The 21,698-nt window shown below is 62.9% G+C and carries 17 protein-coding genes; 16 read left to right on the top strand and 1 reads right to left on the bottom strand.

What is annotated here, in order from left to right:
- Nucleotides 1–1,207: 1,207 nt before the first annotated feature.
- The 15 genes from ASD68_RS01575 to ASD68_RS01505 all read left to right on the top strand — a co-directional run bounded on the left by ASD68_RS01575 (nucleotide 1,208) and on the right by ASD68_RS01505 (nucleotide 20,291).
- Entirely contained in the window at nucleotides 1,208–2,164 is a 957-nt protein-coding gene (locus ASD68_RS01575) for a DUF932 domain-containing protein (protein ID WP_056602746.1), read from the top strand.
- A gap of 24 nt (nucleotides 2,165–2,188) precedes the next feature.
- A complete protein-coding gene (locus ASD68_RS01570) occupies nucleotides 2,189–2,629 on the top strand; it encodes a hypothetical protein (RefSeq protein ID WP_056605009.1) in 441 nt (146 codons plus the stop codon).
- A gap of 83 nt (nucleotides 2,630–2,712) precedes the next feature.
- On the top strand, nucleotides 2,713–3,690 hold the full coding sequence (locus ASD68_RS01565) for a lambda-exonuclease family protein (RefSeq protein ID WP_056602744.1): 978 nt from the start codon (nucleotides 2,713–2,715) through the stop codon (nucleotides 3,688–3,690).
- 14 nt (nucleotides 3,691–3,704) lie between these two features.
- Nucleotides 3,705–4,598, top strand: coding sequence for a hypothetical protein (locus ASD68_RS01560; RefSeq protein WP_056602741.1), 894 nt, complete (start codon nucleotides 3,705–3,707; stop codon nucleotides 4,596–4,598).
- Between the two features lie 1,241 nt (nucleotides 4,599–5,839).
- A complete protein-coding gene (locus ASD68_RS01555) occupies nucleotides 5,840–7,663 on the top strand; it encodes a copper resistance system multicopper oxidase (RefSeq protein WP_056605004.1) in 1,824 nt (607 codons plus the stop codon).
- A complete protein-coding gene (locus ASD68_RS17080) occupies nucleotides 7,660–8,898 on the top strand; it encodes a copper resistance protein B (RefSeq protein WP_200945311.1) in 1,239 nt (412 codons plus the stop codon). The genes ASD68_RS01555 and ASD68_RS17080 overlap by 4 nt, the downstream gene beginning before the upstream one ends.
- Before the next feature lie 13 nt (nucleotides 8,899–8,911).
- A complete protein-coding gene (locus ASD68_RS01545; RefSeq protein ID WP_056602739.1) occupies nucleotides 8,912–10,027 on the top strand; it encodes a c-type cytochrome in 1,116 nt (371 codons plus the stop codon).
- A 14-nt stretch (nucleotides 10,028–10,041) separates the two neighbouring features.
- Nucleotides 10,042–10,494, top strand: coding sequence for a DUF411 domain-containing protein (locus ASD68_RS01540; protein ID WP_056604997.1), 453 nt, complete (start codon nucleotides 10,042–10,044; stop codon nucleotides 10,492–10,494).
- Between the two features lie 108 nt (nucleotides 10,495–10,602).
- The gene (locus ASD68_RS16435) at nucleotides 10,603–10,932 is read left to right on the top strand and encodes a four-helix bundle copper-binding protein (protein WP_082545917.1); all 330 of its coding nucleotides are present in this window, start codon (nucleotides 10,603–10,605) and stop codon (nucleotides 10,930–10,932) included.
- A gap of 137 nt (nucleotides 10,933–11,069) precedes the next feature.
- Nucleotides 11,070–13,418, top strand: a complete 2,349-nt coding sequence (locus ASD68_RS01530) for a heavy metal translocating P-type ATPase (protein WP_082545916.1) — start codon at nucleotides 11,070–11,072, stop codon at nucleotides 13,416–13,418.
- A gap of 289 nt (nucleotides 13,419–13,707) precedes the next feature.
- Nucleotides 13,708–14,121, top strand: a complete 414-nt coding sequence (locus tag ASD68_RS01525; RefSeq protein ID WP_056602732.1) for a hypothetical protein — start codon at nucleotides 13,708–13,710, stop codon at nucleotides 14,119–14,121.
- A gap of 82 nt (nucleotides 14,122–14,203) precedes the next feature.
- The gene (locus tag ASD68_RS01520) at nucleotides 14,204–15,475 is read left to right on the top strand and encodes a TolC family protein (RefSeq protein WP_056602730.1); all 1,272 of its coding nucleotides are present in this window, start codon (nucleotides 14,204–14,206) and stop codon (nucleotides 15,473–15,475) included.
- Complete coding sequence (locus ASD68_RS01515) at nucleotides 15,472–16,761, top strand: efflux RND transporter periplasmic adaptor subunit (protein WP_056602727.1); 1,290 nt, start codon at nucleotides 15,472–15,474, stop codon at nucleotides 16,759–16,761. Before ASD68_RS01520 ends, ASD68_RS01515 begins: the two co-directional genes overlap by 4 nt.
- Nucleotides 16,758–19,934, top strand: coding sequence for an efflux RND transporter permease subunit (locus ASD68_RS01510; RefSeq protein ID WP_056602725.1), 3,177 nt, complete (start codon nucleotides 16,758–16,760; stop codon nucleotides 19,932–19,934). The genes ASD68_RS01515 and ASD68_RS01510 overlap by 4 nt, the downstream gene beginning before the upstream one ends.
- 3 nt (nucleotides 19,935–19,937) lie before the next feature.
- A complete protein-coding gene (locus ASD68_RS01505) occupies nucleotides 19,938–20,291 on the top strand; it encodes a copper-binding protein (RefSeq protein WP_056602723.1) in 354 nt (117 codons plus the stop codon).
- A gap of 68 nt (nucleotides 20,292–20,359) precedes the next feature.
- Here ASD68_RS01505 and ASD68_RS01500 read toward each other — a convergent pair whose 3' ends face one another.
- Entirely contained in the window at nucleotides 20,360–20,824 is a 465-nt protein-coding gene (locus tag ASD68_RS01500; protein WP_056602721.1) for a DUF305 domain-containing protein, read from the bottom strand.
- A 329-nt stretch (nucleotides 20,825–21,153) separates the two neighbouring features.
- Here ASD68_RS01500 and ASD68_RS01495 point away from each other — a divergent pair, with 329 nt between their 5' ends.
- Nucleotides 21,154–21,486, top strand: coding sequence for a hypothetical protein (locus tag ASD68_RS01495; RefSeq protein ID WP_235578603.1), 333 nt, complete (start codon nucleotides 21,154–21,156; stop codon nucleotides 21,484–21,486).
- The last annotated feature ends 212 nt before the right edge of the window (nucleotides 21,487–21,698 follow it).

Raw genomic sequence — 21,698 nt, 5'->3', positions numbered from 1 at the left:
TTTAAAGTCCAATCACTGGTGTAATGTAGACAGTAGACCCACAGCTACTTCCATCACAAATCAATGGACTTGCTTGATGGAGTTATTGTCTTAAACTAACAACGGTGATATATGGCTATTAGATATAGTTCCTGAATTCGCAATACGTTATTTGCCCCAAGGTTAGTTATTCGATATGGACTTCCTCCGGATCGACGGGATATTAGGTTCCGAGATCTTCTTGCTGACTTGGTGCGATATTTCATGGGTGGGGCGCGAGTCAACCCACCCAAGGATGTCGGCACGCCGCCAGCCGATCGCGGATCGCACTCCAGCTCCATTTCCGAGACGGATAGGCTTGGGGAACTCCGGGTCGAACCACTGCCCCTCCGAGTCCAAGAGATTCCGAATGGTGGACGGACTCAAGCCGATCTGGGCGGCGACTTCGTCGATGCGCAACACCAGCCTGGGCTGTACATCCCATTTCTTGAGGGAATCGCCAATCGCTTCTCGGACAGCTTGGGCAATGACTCCCGACAGTACCTGCGTGGAACAAGGATCACTTACATCGCACATATCGCGGCTCTGCGGTGGTGACGCAGCGATACTGAGGCCGAATTTGTGGTTTGACGATGTACGAAATCCGCACTTCCATGGGCAGCCAAAGTCTGACGACCCGTTAGGCCGCGCCACGACTAGCTTTCCACGATTGAAGAAGTGCGGAAGGGCTCCGCACCCTCGCCCCTCCGGACCCCCTCCGTTGAGTTAGTTTCTAGACGTCGAGTTAGTTTTCCGACAACCGCCGACCCCGAATCAGGCACAAAACGAAAGCGGGGCACTCAAAGAACACCCCACTTTCGTTTCAACGACTTTCAATGTATTTCAACGGCTTCCATAGTCCGGAACCGCGACAATCAGCAAACTGAATGCCACCGATTCGACGGAATTTCACATCCATATTACCCATGTGAAGTCTATGTTCTCCGGCTTCGCGTCTGGACGCTCCGCATCGCAGCGTTCGCAAAGGGTATCCGACGACATGAGCGGCAAAATTGACACGGTCTATTGCATTCTGGTCGTTGCCACGGCAGTTCTGGTTGGCATCATCAAATGCACCAACTGCGGTGGCCTCAAAGCTCCTTGATCCGACCCAACACACGCACATCGCACAAGGCCCGGCATGTCCGGGCCTTGTGCGTTTATGCCGCCAACTTACGAGGAAACGACAATGCATCTGGTTGAAACGATGGCCTACGCCGGCGAAAAGCCGTGGCACGGTCTTGGCAACAGATTGGCCCCGCAGCAATCCATCGACACATGGAAGCAGCAGGCGGGCATGGACTGGCAGATCGAAGCCTCCGAAGTCCGTTACATCTCCGGCAACAACCACATGGGCGTTATCAACGCCTTTCCGGAGCAGAAGGTGCTGTACCGCTCGGACACCAAGGCGCCGCTGGCCGTGGTCTCCAAGCGTTTTCATGTGGTGCAGCCAGGCGAGATTCTGGAGTTCTATCGCGACCTGACGGCCTGCAATGGCTTTGAGCTGGAGACGGCCGGCGTGTTGCGCGAGGGCCGCAAGTTCTGGGCGTTGGCGAAGACCGGTCAGAGCACCACGCTCAAGGGCCGTGACCGCGTCGATGGCTACTTGCTGCTGGCCACCGCTTGCGACGGCACGTTGGCAACTACGGCACAGTTCACGTCGGTGCGGGTGGTTTGCAACAACACCTTGTCCATTGCGCTGGGGAACGCCAACGGCGCCATCAAAGTGCCGCATCGAAGCCAGTTCGATCCCGATGTGGTCAAGCGCCAGTTGGGCATCACCGTTTCGTCGTGGGATGGCTTCGTTGCCCGCATGAAGGCGTTGGTGGAGCGGCCCGTCGACCCCGATACGGTCGAAGGGCTGTTGCGTCGGGTACTCACCTACGCCGCGCCGGACGGCAAGGCCGTGGTGGTCAACGAGCAAGCGCTTGCCACCGTCCGTTCACTGTACGAAGGCGGAGGCCGCGGTGCGTTGATGGCGTCCAGTCGAGGGACGGCATGGGGTGTGGTCAACAGCGTGACCGAGTTCGTCGATCACCACCGTCGGGCGCGCAGTGACGATCACCGCCGTGATGCAGCGTGGTTCGGCCAAGGGGCGCAGATCAAGCAGCGTGCCTGGGACGAAGCGATGAAACTGCTGGCCTGACGGAGATCGACGATGGGACTGGATATGTATCTGGAAGCCAAGCGGCACGTTGCCCCCTGCGATCCACGGACGGAACCGACGCGCCGCGCCATTGGTACGGCCATCGGCTATATGCCGCCAAAGGAGAAGCCGGGCCAGGATGCCTCCCTGCTGGAAGTCAGCGGGGTGACGGTGCGGGTGGGCTACTGGCGCAAGTTCGATGCCTTGCACCGGTGGTTTGTGAGCAACGTGCAGGAGGGCGTCGACGACTGCCGTCCGGCTTTCGTTTCGGTAGACACCTTGATCGAGCTGGAAGGAAAGCTCGAACAGGCAAGCGACGCCTCGGTCAGTGCCAGCGATCATTTCACCGCCGACGTCGATGAAACGCTGGAGGACGGCGAAGTGGATTACACGTTGAAAGTCCTGCATCACGCCAAGCAATTGCAGGAGCAAGGCTGGGACATTTACTACCGCGCCAGTTGGTAACGACACCTCGAAAAAAACGAACTACCTGCCGCTCGGCTGATGCCCATGCATCGGTCGGGATTTTTTATGCCTGGAGGAAACCGATGAACAAACAAAACGCCGCCGTGAGGCTGGTCGATACCAAGAAGCTGCCCTATGGGCAGTGGCTCGATGTGCGTCGTAATGGCATCGGCAGCTCGGATGCCGCTGCCGCCGTGGGCCTGTGCCCGTACAAGAGCCAGCTCGAACTGTGGATGGAAAAGACCGGCCGCACGCCGCCGGAAGAAGTTCGCCCCGGTCAGGACGATCCACGCTATTGGGGCACCCTTCTGGAACCGATGGTGGCGACCGCCTACCAGGATTGCACCGGTCACAAGGTGCGCAAGCTCAATGCCGTGCTCCAGCATCCGACGTTCCCCTTCATGCTGGCGAACATCGACAGGGAAATCGTCGGCGTGCCCGGCGTGCAAGTGTTGGAGTGCAAGACCGCCGGCGAGTTCGGTTCGCGACTTTGGAAGGACGGTGTGCCTGAATACGTCCAACTGCAGGTGCAGCACCAACTGGCCGTCACCGGCAAAGTCGCTGCCGACGTGGCAGTGCTGCTGTGCGGTCAGCAACTGGAAATCCACCGCATCGAACGAGACGACGAAGTGATCGCCCGTCTGGTCGTGCTGGAAACCCGGTTCTGGGGGTACGTGGAGAAGGACATCGAGCCGCCGGCCGATGGCAGTGAATCGGCGGCGAAGGCCTTGCGGAAACTGTATCGAGGCAACGACACCAGCCTGGACTTCTCCGGCGACGAAGACCTTAGTCGTGCCTTCGATGCACTGACAACGCTCAAGGGTGAGCTGGAAGCGATGGAGCATGAAGCCGAATCGTTCAAGCAGGTGATCCAGCAAGCGATGGGCGACGCCAGTAAGGCGGTCTTCGCTCACGGCGAGGTGACATTCAAGCGAGCCAAGGACAGCGCCGCGCTGGATACGAAGCGACTGGTGGCCGAGTGCCCGGATGTTGCCGCCATGTACTCCGTGACTCGCCCCGGCTCTCGCCGGTTTGTGTTGTCGCGGTCTTCCAACAACTGACAGAGGTCAACGACATGTTGAAAGGTTTGGCAATTACCCCGCCGGTGATCGGGCGGATATCCATTGGCCGGGTAATGGAGCGCAACGGCAAGCGCCTGCCGGAGAAGGACGATCAGTTCACCCTGACCAGCCAGGTGCAAGGGCGCGACGGTTGGATATTGCACCCATTGGACGAGAAGCTGCGCAAGGAAGCCGAGGGTCAGAAGTTGCGCGCAATCTCGATGCGGTTGCTGTTCAACGACCCGGGCCTCAACCTGCGGGCGGACTATTCACTGTTTGACCGCACCACGGGCCGGCCGGTCTGCGTGGGCAACGGTGAGACCTGCCGGCGCGCGGGCAAGGAAGGTGTAGCTACGTTGCCCTGCCCGGGGCCAGATGCCTGTGCGTTCTCGCAAGGGGCATGCAAGGCGTACGCAAGGCTAAACGTGGTCGTCGGCGATGACGATGCGCTGGGTAGCTTCGTGCTGCGCACCACGTCCTTCAACACCATCCGCACGCTGGCGGCGCGGCTCGAGTATTTCAGCGCCGTGTCGGGCGGCTTGTTGGCCTGCCTGCCACTGGAACTGAAGCTGCGTGGCAAATCCACCACGATGAGCTACGGGACGCCGATCTACTACGTCGATCTAGTGGTGCGCTCTGGGCTCACGTTGGAGCAAGCCATCGCACAGGCACGGGAGTTGGACGAACAGCGGCGAGTCTGCGGCTTTGACCAGGGTGCGCTGGACGAAGCCGCGCGCAAGGGCTTCGCCAACGGTGCATTCGAAGATCTGGCAGAGGACGTGCCGGCCGTGGTCGAGGAGTTCTTCCCGGGCAACGCCCACGGTGGGAAGACTGAGGGAACTACCAAAGCGGACTCCAGCCTCCAGGGTCACTTGGAGGACAGAGTTGCGCGGCTGAATTCTGTTTGAGGCAACGAACTGGTACGCGGAGGTGGGTGACGCTCACCTCCGCACCTAGTCTTTTTTTTTGATTCCCAAAAGGGTGTGTCGTCAAGGTGGGACCCCTGCCTTTTCCGATGCGGCTTGCTGGACTCGTTCCATCGCAGCCTGCATGACGACGAAGGTCCGTGCAAAGTCCAGGACATCCTCGATGAAGCGAATAAAAACGCCTCATCTTGCGATGACACCTTTTCGAATGCTTCGCTCACTTGCTGCGCGAGCAGGCGTCGACGTCCAATTCTGGAAGCAAGTGCCTGGAATGCTTCCCGATACGTGCGTCCGGTGCACAGCTGTGCATACGCCTCAAATCGAGGGCGAATTCGAGCATGGACTGCAACAACTTCGTGTTGACCACGTGCCTTCTCCTGCAGGATTGAGCTCGACCCTACGCCCGGCAATTAGCCACTGAATTGGCGTTGGCCGGCGGAAACTGCAGGCGGTGCGCCGCCACCAAACGCATGTGCAAGTCATGGACAAGGTCTTTGACCATATCGAGGTCTTTTACAATCGCCAACGTCTGCACTCGTTCAACGGCTATCGAACGCCCGTGCAGACCGAAGCTGAAGCGCTCTCTTAGGTGTCTGCGGAAGCCGGGCAAGCTCAGAGATCACCTTGCATATGGACTTCAGCAAACCGTGAGTCATCTGAACCCACCTCCTGAGTTGAGGACGTCAAGTCACACGGGTAAGCTCGCTCCATGACCTTCTCGTTACGTCCGCTCGCTCGCTCACGTCGCCTTCGGGCGATGGGCGTGCTGGCGTGGTTGATGTTGGTCATCAACTCATTGGCCGCTGCACCGATGGGCATGACGGGAGCTCCTCATTCCCATCCCATGCAAACAACGGTTGCGGCAGTCAGTGAACACTGTCATCACCAACTCGCTGACCAGGGATCCCGCTCCTGTTGCGACGATCAGCCCGGTTGCTGCGGTGGCATGGCAGGTCACGCGTGTACTTGTGCGGCGATGTGCAGTACGACGATCCCGCCCTCAACGGCTGTCGTCCCGGCCCCGGCCGCGATGATTGCCAGCTATGCCACGCCGCTGCCCGGCAATGCGCCTTCGGTGAATACCGCCCCTCCGTTGCGACCACCGGCGGTCTGACTCTCCCTCGTTTTCCATGAGCTTTGCTCGCGATGGTCGCGCGTCGACCATCCGGCAATTGGCAGTGATCGGTATCGGCACGCGCGATATCGCCACCTGGAGAGTTTCCATGAACTTGTTCCCCCCGCCCCCGATCGATTTGACGCGGCGTCGTTTTGTGCAAGGTGTTGCCCTTGGCGGTGCCGTGACCGGCCTCGGGCTGTTGCGCCCCGGCAAGGTCTGGGCGCAACCAGCTTCTACAGGGCAGCCGACCGTGCTCCGCGGTACCGAATTTGCCTTGGATATCGCCGAAACCCCGGTCAACTACACCGGGGCGCCGCGCATGGCCACGACGATCAACAACAGCTTGCCCGGCCCGGTCCTGCGCTGGAAAGAGGGCACCACCGTGAATCTGCGGGTGAGCAATCACCTGCGCGTGCCGACTTCAATCCATTGGCACGGCATCCTGCTGCCGTTTCAGATGGATGGCGTGCCGGGCATCAGTTTCGACGGCATCGCGCCGGGCGAGACCTTCGTCTACCGTTTCGAGGTTCGCCAGTCGGGCACCTACTGGTACCACTCTCACTCGCGCTTCCAGGAGCAAACCGGCGTGTTCGGCCCGCTGGTCATCGAGCCTGCCGGCCCCGAGCGCTATCCGAGCGACCGCGACTACGTGGTCATGCTCAACGACTGGACCGACGAGGACCCCGAGCACATCTTCGCCAAACTCAAGAAGATGAGCGACTACTACAACTTCGCTCAACCCACCGCGCCGGGTTTCTTCCGCGATGTCCGCGAAAAAGGGCTCAGCCAAGCGCTCGCCATGCGCAAGATGTGGAACGAGATGCGCATGAACCCGACCGACCTCGCCGACGTCTCGGGCTATACCTTTACCTACCTGATGAATGGCGCGGCGCCCGCCGGCAACTGGACCGGGGTCTTCAAGCCCGGCGAAAAGGTCCGCCTGCGTTTCATCAACGGCTCGGCAACGAGCATCTTCGATGTGCGCATTCCGGGCTTGAAGATGACGGTGATCTCCGCCGACGGCCAGGACATCGTGCCGGTACCGGTGGACGAGTTCCGCATCTCGGTAGCCGAGACCTACGACGTGATCGTGGAACCACAGGATGATCGCGCCTACACCGTGTTCGCCCAGTCGATCGATCGCAGCGGCTACGCCCGCGGCACGCTGGCGCCGCGTCCGGGCATGGAGGCGGAGGTGCCGGCGATGGATCCGCGCGTGTGGCTGAGCATGCAGGACATGATGGGCGCGATGCCGATGGGCGATATGGGGCACGGCGGCAAGCAGGGCGGCATGGGAGCCATGTCTGGCGTGAACATGGGAGGCATGCGCGGAATGGAAATGCCGGACATGGGCGACACGCAAGGCATGCACATGGGCGCCATAAGCAACCTCACGCCCGCCGGCATGCCGAAGGTTCGCCATGCGCGCACCGAATACGGCCCGGGCGTCGACATGCACGTCGACATGCCGCGCACCAATCTCGATGATCCGGGCATCGGCCTGCGCGGCAACGGTCGGCGCGTGCTGACCTATGCCGATCTGCGTTCGCTCGATGGGCCGATCGACCCACGCGAGCCCGAGCGCGAGATCGAGCTGCACCTGACCGGCAACATGGAGCGCTTCATGTGGTCGTTCGATGGGCAGAAGTTTTCCGAGGCCAAGCCGGTGCATTTCAGCTTCGGCGAGCGCCTGCGCATCGTGCTGGTCAACGACACGATGATGAATCACCCCATCCATCTGCACGGCATGTTCAGCGAGCTGGAGGATCCCAGCGGGCAGTTCATTGCACGCAAGCACACCATCAACGTGCAGCCGGCGCAGCGGGTCACCTATCGCGTCAACGCGGACGCCCCGGGGCGGTGGGCCTACCACTGCCATCTGCTGTACCACATGGAGGCGGGCATGTTCCGCGAGGTGGTCGTGTCATGACGATGAACCGTTGCATCACGCTCCGCCGCACACATTGGCAGGTGTTGTTGGTCGCGCTCCTGCTGGCGTTACCACTAGCAGTCGCCGCGCAGAGCGCGCCGGCCTCCAGCAGTACATCACCCATGGTTACAGGCTCCATGCCCGGCATGGTCGTCCCTGCTTCCGCGAGCAGCATGCAGAAGCCGGCGACGAACGTGCCCGAAGAAAAGACCGGAAAGAAAGACGTTCCCACCGCGGCGGAACCCGCGGCCCACGACATGCACAGCATGGATCACAGTGCGATGCCTGGTATGTCGACGCCGGCCAAGCCAGCGACATCGGCGGCACCCGTTGGCGAGATGTCAGGAATGGATCATTCGTCGATGCCCGACATGAGTCCGCAGTCCATGAAAGCGACGGAGCATCCGGGCATGTCAGGCATGGACCATGGCTTGATGCAGGGCATGGATCATGGCTCCGCACAGGGTATGGATCATGGCTCGATGTCGGGCATGACAATGGGCCCCATGCAAGGCGGCAGCCCACCGCCGGATGCCCGAAATCCTGATTACTCCGCTGGCGTTGGCTATGGCCCGGCAGGAGGTATCCACGACGCGATGGACGACAACGCCCCCAACGCCATGCTGCTGATTGATCAACTGGAAGCCTTCCACGGCAAGGACGGCAACGGCCAGCAGTGGGACATCCAGGGCTGGTACGGCAACGACTACGACAAGCTCTGGTTGCGCACCGAAGGTGAACGCAGCGCAGGCAGTTTGGAAGAGGGCGATATCGAGGCGTTCTGGAACCACACCGTCGCCACGTTCTGGAGTACCCAGCTAGGCGTACGCAGCGAAGCGGGTGAGGGGCCTAATCGCCAGTGGGCCGCGTTCGGCATCCAGGGGTTGGCGCCGTACTGGTTCGAGCTGGAGGCCACCGCCTACATCGGTCCTTCCGGGCGTACCGCTGCCCGCTTCCGCGCCGAATACGAACTGCTCTTCACGCAACGGCTGATCCTGCAGCCGGAATTCGAAGCCAACGCCTACGGCAAGGACGATCCAGCTCGGCGGCTGGGTAGCGGCTTGTCTGATGTCTCGCTGGGGCTGCGGCTGCGCTATGAGTTCAATCGACAGTTCGCGCCCTATGTCGGCGTGGTTTGGGCGCGTCGCTTTGGCGGCACAGCCGACTTCGCCCGCGAGCAAGGCCGAGGCCTGTTTGACCGGCAGTGGGTCGCCGGCTTCCGCATCTGGTTCTGACCAAGGGAACATCATGAAACAACACGTCAAGCACTACAGCATCGCGGTCGTCGCACTGCTCGCCATCATCATCGCCGGCGCGGCGGTGTTCGTGTATTCGGGCATCTACAACGTCGGTGCGGACGACCATCACACCAAACCGGTGCAGGCGGTGATGCAGACCCTGCGCGAGCAATCCATCCGCGCCCGCTCGAAAGACATCACGGTACCGGACCTCAACGACGAGCAGTTGATCTTGAAAGGCGCCGGCCAGTACGCAGCGATGTGCACGGTCTGTCACCTCAAGCCCGGCATGCAGGACTCGGAGATTCGTCCCGGCCTGTATCCGCAGCCGCCTAACCTGTCGCAGGTACGGGTCGATCCGAAGGAAGCATTCTGGGTGATCAAGCATGGCATCAAGATGAGCGCAATGCCGGCGTGGGGTGGCAGCCATGACGATGCCACGATGTGGAGCATGGTCGCCTTCCTGCAAAAGCTTCCGGACCTGACCCCGCAGCAGTACAAGGACATGGTGGCCAGGGCTCCCGCCGATCACGACATGGACATGGGCGAAGGTGGCCACAGCCATGGTGGATCCACCGACGAAGACACTCACGGTGCTGCCGACATGCAGGGCATGCGGATGCCTGCCAAACCGGAAACCGGGCACAGCCCCGATGCGGCCACTACGGCCGGGCACGATCATGAACAGGTCGATGCGGCGCCCGCACCTGAAGCGCCATTGTCGATGGATGGCATGAAAGCCAAGGCCGTACCGGCAGCCGAGGCCGTGGCGCAGGCCTTTCAGGCGGCTTTGCAGCGTGGCGACAGTACGGCGGTGCTCGCCCTGCTGGCACCGGACGTCCGCATCAGCGAAGGCGGCAACACGCAGTCGCGTGATGAATACGCGAGCGGCCACTTGGACGAGGACATTGCCTTCCTGAAAGCCGCGCGGATTACGCCCGTCTCACTGGGCTCGATGCCGATGGGCGATACCGCGATGGTCGGCAGCGAAAGCACCATGCAGGCCACGATCAAGGGCAAGCCGGTCACGCTGCACAGCCGCGAGATGCTCAATCTAAAAAATGACGGCGGCGGCTGGAAGATCGTGTCCGTCCAGTGGCAAACCGCCCCCATGCCAGAACAATGACCAGGAGAATGACGATGAAACGATGGCTCCCCCGTATGGGCATCAGCCTGCTGTTTGCCGTGCTGTTCGCGCCGGCGGCGATGGCGGCGAATGCGATGGACGTCTACAGCGATCCGTCCTGCGGCTGCTGCGGCGCGTGGGTCCACTACATGCGCGCGCAGGGCTACACGGTCACCGTGCACCAGGATCAGCCGATGGCGGCGGTAAAGGCGCGCCTCGGCGTGCCGCCTGACGCCATGTCGTGCCACACCGCGGTGATTGAAGGCTACGTGATCGAAGGGCATGTGCCCGTGGAGGACATCCGCCGGCTGCTCGCCGAACGCCCGAACGCGCGCGGGTTAGCCGCACCCGGCATGCCGATGGGTTCACCCGGCATGGAGGTCGGCGCGCCCGAGCGCTATGACGTCGTGCTGATCAACCAGGACGGATCGTCGCGGGTATTCACCACCCACGGACCCAAGGCGTGATCGGTCACGTCATCCATCGGTTAGCCACGTAACGGGACCGAATAGGCGTGCTCACGGAAACGCCTGGGGGAAATATCCGTTCATGCGATACCTCTGAGGAGTCTCATCATGAGCCATCACCTGACTGAAGCTGTCAAAGCCTGCATCACCGCGTGCGACAACTGCGCCACCGAATGCGGCAACTGTTTTACGCACATGGTCGGCAAGGCAAGCTCGAACGATTGTCCGGGCTGTTGCATCGAGTGCGCGGCCATGTGCCGGATGTGCGCGGACGCCATGGCCCGCAATAGTCCGTTCCAGAAGGAAATCTGCGCGCTGTGCGCGAAGATTTGCGACTGGTGTGCCGAGCAGTGCGACGCGCACGACATGGACCATTGCAAGCGGTGCGCTGAGGCGTGTCGTCGATGTGCCGAGGCATGCCGCACTATGGGCGGTTGATCGATCGTGGCCCGCCTGCGCGCAAGCAAGCGGGCCACCCGGTTCAACGCCTACCTCGACACCACACCCACCTCGCCGGTTAGACGTACTGACACATCGATCGACGTCAACCCATTGTCATCGTCATGGGAGGATGCATGAACACCCACCATCACCACACGGGCGCCGACAAGCACGGACATCACACCCAACCCGGTGCGGGGACAACCGCAGTTGATCCGGTCTGTGGCATGCAGGTCGACCCAAATCAGACTGCCTATCACGCCGAGCATGAAGGGGTAACGCACCATTTTTGTTCGGCGCGCTGCCTGGAGCGCTTCGTGGCGGACCCGGCCGAATATCTGACCCGCCGACCCGATGACGTTCCCGCGCCGGCACCGGCGGGAACGATGTATGTCTGTCCGATGCATCCGCAAGTGCGCCAGGATGGCCCCGGCATCTGCCCAATCTGCGGCATGGCGCTGGAACCGGAAATGCCGGGGCTGGACGACGAGGACAATCCCGAACTGCGTGATTTCAGCCGTCGCTTCTGGTGGACCTTGCCGGCGACGCTGGTGGTGCTCGTGCTGGCGATGTTCGGCCATTACTTACCCCGGTTGCCGGTGAACACCCGAACCTGGATCGAACTGGTACTGACAATACCGGTGGTGTTGTGGGCAGGCTGGCCGTTCTTCGTTCGCTGCGTGCAGTCGATCCGCAACCTCAGCCCCAACATGTGGACTCTGATCGGCATCGGCGTTGGCGCGGCATTCGGCTACAGCATCGTCGCCACCCTCGCACCGGACGTGTTCCCGGAGTCGTTTCACGAACATGGCCGCGTGGGTGTCTATTTCGAAGCCGCAGCGGTGATCGTCTCGCTGACCCTGCTTGGGCAGTTGCTCGAACTGCGTGCCCGCTCCAAGACCTCGACTGCCCTGAAAGCCCTGCTGGGGCTGGCGCCAAAGACTGCGCGCCGCCTGCGCGACGATGGCGGCGAGGAGGATGTCGAACTCGGCCACGTTCACGTCGGCGATCGCCTGCGGGTGCGCCCCGGCGAAAAGGTGCCGGTGGACGGCGAAGTGATCGAGGGACGCTCCCATGTCGACGAGTCGATGCTGACCGGGGAACCCGTCCCGGTCGAGAAGTCCCTCGGCTCCAGCGTAATCGGCGCGACCCTCAACGGCACTGGCAGCCTGGTGATCCGGGCGGAGAAAGTCGGTTCGGCGACGGTGCTGTCGCAAATCGTGCAACTGGTCGCCCAGGCGCAACGCTCACGCGCACCGATGCAGCGCATGGCTGACAAGGTGGCTTTCTGGTTCGTGCTGGCGGTCCTGGCGATTGCCGTTGCCACCTTTGTCGTGTGGGGGCTGTTTGGACCGGAACCGTCGTGGACGTTCGCGGTGCTCAACGCGATCTCGGTCTTGATCATCGCCTGTCCCTGCGCGCTGGGACTGGCCACGCCGATGTCGATCATGGTGGCGACCGGCCGTGCCGCCGGGGAAGGCGTGTTGTTCCGCGATGCCGAAGCGATCGAGAACCTGCGCAAGATCGACACCCTGATTGTGGACAAGACCGGAACCCTGACCGAGGGACGTCCGGCGTTCCATACCGCACTCGCGGCCAAAGGGTTCACTGAGCAGGAGGTGCTGCGCCTGGCGGCCAGCCTCGATCAAGGCAGCGAGCACCCCCTGGCCGACGCGATCGTCGCCGAAGCCCGCCGTCGTGACTTGACGCTGGAAACGCCAGAGAGTTTCGAGTCATCCACCGGCATCGGGGTCCGCGGCAAGGTGGGAGGCGCCACCTTGGCGATAGGCAATACCGCGTTGATGCACGACGCCGGGGTCGATGCCTCCGTGCTTTCCATTCCGGCCGAGGAGCTGCGCCGAGCCGGTGCCAGCGTGATGTATTTGGCGGTCGACGGTGTCCTGGCTGGCCTGCTCGCGGTGGCCGACCCGATCAAGGGCAGCACTGCCGACGCCATCGCGGCGCTGCATGAGGCGGGCTTGAACCTCGTGATGGCCACCGGCGATGGCGTTACCACGGCCCATGCGGTCGCACGCACCCTGGGCATCGACGAAGTCCATGGCGAGGTTCGCCCAAAGGACAAGATCGACCTCGTGCGAGAGCTGCAAGCCAAGGGACATCGGGTGGCGATGGCCGGCGACGGGATCAACGACGCCCCCGCGCTTGCCGGCGCCGATGTCGGCATCGCAATGGGCACCGGCACCGATGTGGCGATGTCGAGCGCACAGGTGACGCTGGTGAAAGGCGATTTGCGTGGCATCGTGCGGGCACGGTCGATTTCCAACGACACGGTCGCCAACATGAAGCAGAACCTGGGCTTCGCATTTCTCTACAACGCATTGGGTGTACCGGTCGCGGCCGGCGTGCTCTACCCTCTGACTGGCCTGTTACTTAGTCCGATGATCGCCGCGTTGGCGATGAGCCTAAGCTCTGTGTCGGTGGTTGCCAACGCGTTGCGGCTGGGACGAAAGCGGCATGGCTGAATTGACCAACGCCGGCGAGCGGAGCGGACCCAGCGCGATGCCGTCGCCGGCAAATGCGGGAGCGCCCCACCCCGTGTTTTCCTTCCTCACCTCCGGCTACTTCGTAACTGTTCACCCGGCAGGCGCTGGCCCGTGATTTCGGGGGTGTCGTCCACGTCTGGCTCACCATTACGATGCTCCCCGGGGTTTTCGAGCTGACCAATGAGAACAGCGCAGGAGACCCGACGGACAATCCGTAGTTGATTCAAGTCAACGCAAACCTTGATATTTTCGAGATAAAGTGGTGTCCATGGCCCGTCCTTTCCGCATGCATCGCACCACACGTCGCCGCCTGTTCTGGCTGGTGACGCTGCTGATGCTTTGGCAGCAGACGGCACTGGCTGCTTATGTTTGTCCGACTGTACCCAAAGCGGCGACGGCGACCGCGTTGGTGAACTCGATGCCGGGCATGGACGACGGCTGTGCGCAGCATCAAGAGTCCCCAGCCAGCCCGCTGTGCCAGAAGCATTGCGCGCCCGAGCACACCACGCAGGTTGAGGCGCACACCGCGTCGGTGCCCCTGAGCCCACTGCCGGCCATGCCGCCGATGCTGATATCGGCCGCGGCCGTCACACTGTCATCGAATCGCGCGCTCCAACGGGTCGGGCATTTGCGCGCGTCACCACCTCCGCCCATATTGTTGTTCTGCTCACTCCTGATCTGATCTGACACGTCGAGGCATCGACGTACGTGGCGTCGCGCCTGCGTGGCGCGCCGCAAACCGCAGATCGACGGAGTGTTCAACCATGTTCTCCTTTCACTCTGCCCGGCACCTGATGGTGACGGGTCTGGCCGCGCTCCTGTGGGGAGCCGTGGCTGCGACGGCGCATGCCGCCGAACCGCCGCTGACGCTGAAAGCGGCTGTCCAGCAAGGCGTGGCACGGGCACCGCAACTCGATGCGCGTGCCGCCGATACGGCGGCAGCCCGCGAGGAATCCGCGCGTGCCGGGCAGTTGCCGGATCCCACTCTGACGTTCGGGCTTTCCAATTTCCCCGTCACCAATCCGGGCGCTTTCAGCCTGCGTTCGGACGGGATGACGGCGCGTACCGTCGGTGTGATGCAGACGATTCCATCGCGAGCGGCGCGCGACGCCGAGCGCGGGCTGGCCGCTGCGCAGATCGATGCGGCGGAAGCTGACCGCACGGCCACGATGCAGACCGTGCAAGAACGCATCGCCGATGCGTGGATCGACGTGTGGGCGGCTCAGCAGAAACGTACGGTGTTGGCCACGTTGCGCAGCGAAAGCGTGCTGGCTGTCCAGGTCACGCAGGCGCGATTGCGGGGCGGCGAAGGCAACGCGACCGACGCGCTGGCCGCCCGTGCCGAAGCCGCCTCACTCGATAACCGTCTGGAAGCGATTGACGCGGATCTTGTCGCTGCCCAAGCCGGCCTGCAGCGCTGGCTTGGTCCGAGCGTTTTCGACCTCGCCGAAGCGCCGGATTTTGGTCAACTGCCGGTCGCGGCAGATCACCTGGAGGAGCGCATCGACCAGCAGGCGCCGATGCAGGCGTGGCAGGCACGCGAGCAGGTTGCTCAGGCGGCGCTCGAGCGGGCACGTGCGGCCAAGCATCCGGACTGGAGCGTGACTGCCAGCTATGGTCGGCGCGCGCCGGGCCTGTCGGACATGGTGATGCTGGAGGTGGGCGTCAGCCTGCCGCTGTTCACGCGCAATCGGCAGGATCGTGGCATCAGCGCCCGGCAGGCACAGTGGGACGCGGTGCAGGCCGACCACGAGGACGCGCGGCGCGCCCAGCGCGAGGCAGTCACACGCGCCGTAGCGACGTGGCAGGGATGGAATCAGCAAATCCAGCGCTACCAGGACACCTTGCTGCCGCTGGATCGGGATCGCGCCACCACGGCGCTGGCCGGCTACCGCGGAGGCGGCACATTGCAGCCATGGCTGGATGCCCGGCGCGACGAGATTGAATTGCGCCTGAGCTATGCCGATGCGTTGGCCGCACGCGCACGGTTGTGGGCTTCGCTTGCCTATCTGCTGCCTTCGGAGGTGACGCCATGAAGCGTCCTTTGGTGATCTTTGCCGCCGTCGTCGCGGCGGTTGCACTGCTCGTCGCCGGCTATCTCGGTGGCCGTCACCAAGCCACCACGGCGCCGGCGCCGGCGCATTCGTCGGTGACTGCGCCGGGCACGGCCGGCAAGGTGCTGTACTGGTACGACCCGATGGTGCCGCAGCAACACTTCGACAAGCCGGGCCTGTCGCCGATGGGCATGCAGATGGTGCCCAAGTATGCCGACGAGGGCGCGGCCGAGGATGTCGTCAGGATCGACCCCGCGACGGTGCAGAATCTGGGTGTGCGCACGGCCCCGGTCGAGCGTCGCGTGCTGGCATCAGCCATCCAGGTGCCGGGCACCATCACCTGGGATCTGCGGCAAGCCATCACCATCAGTGCGCGCACCGATGCGGTGGTGAGCAAGCTTGACGTGCGCGCGCCTTACACCGTGGTCAAAGCCGGCGAACCGCTGGCCCAGTTGCTGGCTCCGCAATGGAGCAGCGCGCTGGCCGAATATGGCGCGCTTCAACAAGCGCAATCGGCCGACGCGAAAGACCTGCGTGCCGCCGCACGGCAACGGCTGCAGGTGCTGGGCCTGACCCCTGCTGACATCCGGGCAGCTCGCCGTGGTTCGGGTGCCGCAATCACCCTGCATGCACCACAGGCGGGCGTCGTCACGACACTGGATGTGCGTGAAGGCCAGCGTGTCACGGCCGGCCAGACCTTGATGACCGTGAATGGCTTGTCCACCGTGTGGATCGAGGCTGCGCTGCCGCAGGCGGCGGCAGGCACGGTGCGCAGCGGCACGCCGGTGGTTGTCACGGTCGATGCGCTGCCGGGTCGATCGTTCCACGGCACCGTGGAAACCTTGCTATCGGATGTGGATGCGATGACACGCACCCAGCGCGCGCGCATCGTGCTTGACAACCCCGACGGTGCCTTGAGTCCAGGCATGTTCGCCAGCGTGCAACTCAACCCGACTCCGGATGAGGCAGTACCGGTGGTGCCGGACGACGCGCTGATCGCGACGGGCACCCACACGCGAGTCATTCTCGCCGAGGGAGATGGTCATTTCCGTGCTGTATCGGTACGCACTGGGCGCGCAGCCGGCGGCTATACGGAAATTCTCGACGGCCTGCATGGGAGCGAGAAAGTGGTGGTCTCCGGCCAGTTCCTGATCGATTCGGAGGCGAGCCTGTCCGGCGCTCTGGAACGCCTGAACGGCACCGCCGACCAACCGGCGCCGACCGCGAGCACGCCCATGCACGACATGCCGATGGGAGACGGCCAATGATCGCCGCCCTGATTCGAGCAGCGATCGCCCATCGCGTGTTCGTGCTGTTGGCTGCCCTGGCCTTGGCCCTGATGGGCATGTTCTCGGTGACGCGCACGCCGGTCGATGCGCTGCCCGATTTGTCCGACACCCAGGTGATCATCCGCACCAGCTACCCGGGTCAAGCGCCGCAGGTGGTCGAGGAACAGGTTACCTATCCACTGGCCACCACCATGCTCTCGGTGCCCGGCGCGACGACGGTGCGTGCCTTTTCGTTCTTTGGCGACTCCTACGTCGATGTGTTGTTCGATGACAGCACCGATCTGTATTGGGCGCGCTCGCGCGTGCTCGAATACCTGAGCCAGGCACGCGATCAACTGCCGGCCGGCGTTACGCCCGCCCTTGGTCCCGATGCCACGGGACTCGGCTGGATCTACGAATACGCGCTGGTTGATCGCACCGGTCAGCACGATCTTGGCCAGTTGCGTGCGCTGCAGGACTGGTTCCTGCGCTATCAGCTCAAGACCGTACCCAACGTCGCCGAAGTCGCCACCCTGGGCGGCATGGAACGGGCGTGGCAGATCGTGCCCGATCCGCAGGCGCTGGCCGCGCGTGGCATCACCGTGGAGCAACTGGTCGATGCCATCCGCAGTGCGAACGGCGCCAACGGCGGTTCGGTGATCGAACAGGGTGAAGCGGAACTGATGGTGCGTAGCGAAGGCTATCTGAAGAGTCGCGCGGACTTCGAAAACGTACCCATCACGACCAACGCCGGCGGCGTGCCGGTGCTGCTGCGCGACGTGGCGACGGTGCGGCGTGGCCCGACGTTTCGTCGCGGCCTCGCCGAGCTGGACGGGCAAGGTGAAGTGGTCGGCGGCATTATCGTGATGCGCACGGGCAAGAACGCGAAGGCCACCATTGCCGCCGTGAAAGCACGACTGGCGGAACTGCAGCGCAGCCTGCCGGCCGGCGTCGAGATCGTGCCGACTTACGACCGCTCGCAACTGATCGACGCCGCGGTGAGCAATCTGTGGACCAAGTTGTTCGAGGAATTTCTGGTCGTGACACTGGTCTGCGTGTTGTTTCTATGGCACCTGCGCTCGGCGCTGGTGGCCGTGATCACGCTGCCGCTGGGCGTGCTGGTGGCCTTCATTGCCCTGCATCTGCAAGGCGTCACGGCGAACCTGATGTCGCTCGGCGGTATCGCGATCGCGATCGGCGCGATGGTGGATGCGGCGATCGTGATGATCGAGAACACGCACAAGCATCTGGAGCATTGGCGTAACGCGAACGACGGCCGTGAACCGCAAGGTGCGCAGCGGTGGTCGCTGGTCGCCGATGCCGCCGCCGAGGTGGGCCCGGCACTGTTTGTGAGCCTGTTGATCATCGCGCTGTCGTTCGTGCCGGTCTTTGCGCTGCAGGGACAGGAAGGCAAACTGTTCAAACCCCTGGCCTTCACCAAGACCTACGCGATGGCGGCAGCGGCCGGGCTGGCGGTGACGCTGGTGCCGGTGCTGATGGGTTATCTGATCCGCGGGCGTATCCGTGCCGAGGGCGACAATCCGCTCAACCGTGGCTTGATCCGCGGCTATCGCCCGCTCCTTGAAGCCGTGCTGCAGCATCCGAAAGCGACCCTGGTGCTGGCCGGTGTGCTGCTGCTTACCGCGCTCGTGCCGATGGCCAAGCTAGGCAGCGAATTCATGCCCGCGATGGATGAAGGCACGTTGTTGTACATGCCCACCGCGCTGCCCGGGCTGTCCGCCGGCAAGGCCTCGCAGTTGCTGCAGTTGACCGATCGCATGATCAAGACCGTGCCCGAGGTTGATCACGTGTTTGGCAAAGCGGGGCGCGCCGACACCGCCACCGATCCGGCGCCACTGGAGATGTTCGAGACCACGATCACCTTCAAGCCGAAGGACCAGTGGCGGCCGGCCATGACGATGGACAGGATCAAGGCGGAACTGGACAAGGCGGTACATGTGCCGGGGCTCACCAACCTGTTCGTGCCGCCGATCCGCAACCGCATCGACATGCTCTCCACCGGCATCAAGAGCCCGATCGGCATCAAGGTGCTAGGCACCGACCTGGTCACGCTGCAGACCGTGGCCGATCGGATCGAGACGGTGGCAAAGACCGTACCCGGTGTCAGTTCGGCGATTGCCGAGCGTCCGACCAGTGGTCGCTACGTCGATTTAGCCATCCGCCGTGACGCTGCCGCGCGCTACGGGCTGACCCAGGAGCGCGTGCAGCAACTGATCGCGACCGTGGTCGGCGGCGATCCGATCAGTCAGACCGTCGAAGGGCGTGAGCGTTATCCCATCGTGGTGCGCTACCCGCGTGCCGAGCGCGATTCCATCGGAGCGCTGCGGCAGTTGCCGATCGTCGCTGCCAACGGTGCACAGATCACACTTGGCCAGATCGCGGACATTGCCGTTGAAGCAGGACCGTCCATGCTGAAAAGCGAGGGCGGCCGGTTGGCCACGTATGTCTACGTTGATACGGCCGGCAGCGATTTGGGCACGGTAGTGGCCAACCTGCAACGCGCGGTGGCGCAGCAAGTCACCTTGCCGCCGGGTACGACCGTGGCTTGGTCCGGTCAGTTCGAATACCTGGCCAGCGCCATGGAAAGACTCAAGGTGGTGGTACCGATTGCGCTGGTGATCATTTTTCTATTGATCTATGCCGTGTTCCGCCGCGTGAGCGAAGCCGCGCTGATCATGGCCAGCGTGCCGCTGGCACTGGTCGGCGGCCTGTGGCTGATCTGGTTGCTTGGGCATGCGGTATCGGTGGCCACGATCATCGGCTTCATTGCGTTGGCCGGCGTGGCTGCCGAATTCGGCGTGGTGATGTTGCTTTACCTGCACCATGCGTGGGAGCACCAACTTGCGCTCGATCCGCACGCCGGCCCAGAAGCGCTTGATGAAGCAATTCGCGAAGGCGCCGTGCAGCGTGTGCGCCCGAAGGCGATGACCGTCGCGGTGATCCTCGCCGGCCTGTTTCCGATCCTGCTCGGCCATGGCGCCGGCTCAGAAGTAATGCAGCGCATAGCCGCCCCGATGATCGGCGGCATGGTCACTGCACCCTTGCTATCCATGCTCGTTATACCCGCGGCGTACCGCCTGCTGGTCCGTTATCGGCTGCGTAAAGCCAGCAAGACAAACGCCACACTTCACTCCAACCCACAAGGAAACTGACCCATGAAAAAGCCATTCATCACCCTTGCGATTACCGCAGCGCTGTTCACCGCTCCGGTGTTTGCCAACCCTCAGCAGATGGATCCGAATATGCCGGGCATGGCAGGGATGCACGAAGCCACACCCGCCGACGTGCAGGGCGTGGGCGTGGTCAAGGCGATCGACACCGCCAAGGGCACCGTCACGTTGCAGCATGAAGCCATCGCCGCGATCGGGTGGCCGGCGATGACGATGACCTTCAAGCTGGCGTCACCGGATCTGCTCAAGGGCGTCAAGGTCGGCGACAAAGTGCGCTTCAGCCTGCATCCGGCCGGCATGGCCAGCACGGTGACCGCGATCGCGCCAGCACAGCCATAAGCGGCAGATCGCATGCATCTATCGACATAGACCAGCGCCCGTCACGGTGGCGGCCGCCAAACAAATGCTTACGGCTGCGCCTGCTTCGATTCCAGATCCTTGATCAGTGCCTTCATCTCGCCGATCTCGCGCTTTTGCGAAGCGATAATTTCATCGGCGAGCTTGCGCACGCGCGGATCCGAAATGTGGGCACGTTCGCTGGTGAGAATGGCGATCGAGTGATGCGGAATCATCGCTTTCATGTAGGAAATATCTTCCACGGTAGCCTGGCTGCGCACGAGATAGAGCGCCGCGGCAAACACCACCACGGCGCCGCCAACGATGGCGAGGTTCACCGTGCGGCTGGCGTACATGTGCAGCATGAAGCCCAGCATGATCACCGCCATGGTCGCGCCCATCACCAGCGCCATCCAGGCGCGGGTCTGGCTCCAGAACACGTGATCCAGCCGGTAAGTGTTGAGGTACATCACGCCGAACATGACCACCGTGGCGGTGGCAATCATGGCGAGGAAACGCACGTAGGAATTCTTCATCGCGGATCTCCGTAGGAAACGGCAACAAGGTAGGCGATAGCCTGTCGCAAGTTCGTGACCGAGCGGAACGGCTATGCCGACGCGCCGTCTCGCGCTTCCGCGCAGCGCGCCCGCGCTCGGGCGGCGATCGAAATGACTGCACCTGACGCCGTGCTGCGGATAGACCATCCTTCGTAGGGGTCAAACGGTGCCGGTAGTGGCTGTCTGAATTCATCACGACCGGCGCCCAAATGAAATTGTCTAACAGCGCGGTTGTCGTATAGGATCGAACGATGTATCGGTCTGCACCATCACTGCTGACTCGCCTGCGCCGCCACCGCGGATTGTGGGTGTTGGCCGTGGCCGTGTTGCTGATCAAACTGGTCAGTGGATCGATCTGCGTGGCCGATGGACCGGGGGCGCAATTCGCTTCGGCGACCGCTGCTGCCCCGACCACCTTGTTGGCGGATACCGCCGTCAGTACGGTATCGGCTGACGATGCGAACCCCTGTCTTCTGGGTGAAGGGCGCAGCTGCCATTGTGCCTGTGCGCATTCGGTGACATTGCCGGCCAGCACGCCGCTCCCCATCGCCATGATGGAAGCACGCTTCGCACCGCTCACCCTCCATTCGGGATTCACGCCGGCCACGACCGGCTCGCTGCTACGCCCCCCCATCGTCTGAACCCGTTCCGTTTCGCGATGCCACCGCCTGTGCGGTGCGTCGCCTCGTGATCGTTTTCAGGAGATGGCTTCATGTCTGTTTTTCGTTCGGTGCCGATCGGCGCCGTGTGTCTGTTGTATGCGGCGATGCTCAGTGCCGCCCCCGTATCCCATCCTTCCTCACCGGTAGCTTCTCCGCCGACATCGTTGGCGACGTCTCCCTTGCAGGATGCG

Source organism: Rhodanobacter sp. Root627, from assembly GCF_001427835.1.
GTDB lineage: Bacteria > Pseudomonadota > Gammaproteobacteria > Xanthomonadales > Rhodanobacteraceae > Rhodanobacter > Rhodanobacter ginsenosidimutans.
The sequence above is the reverse complement of the archived record's forward strand: the minus strand, read 5'-3'. Positions and strand labels throughout refer to the sequence as shown.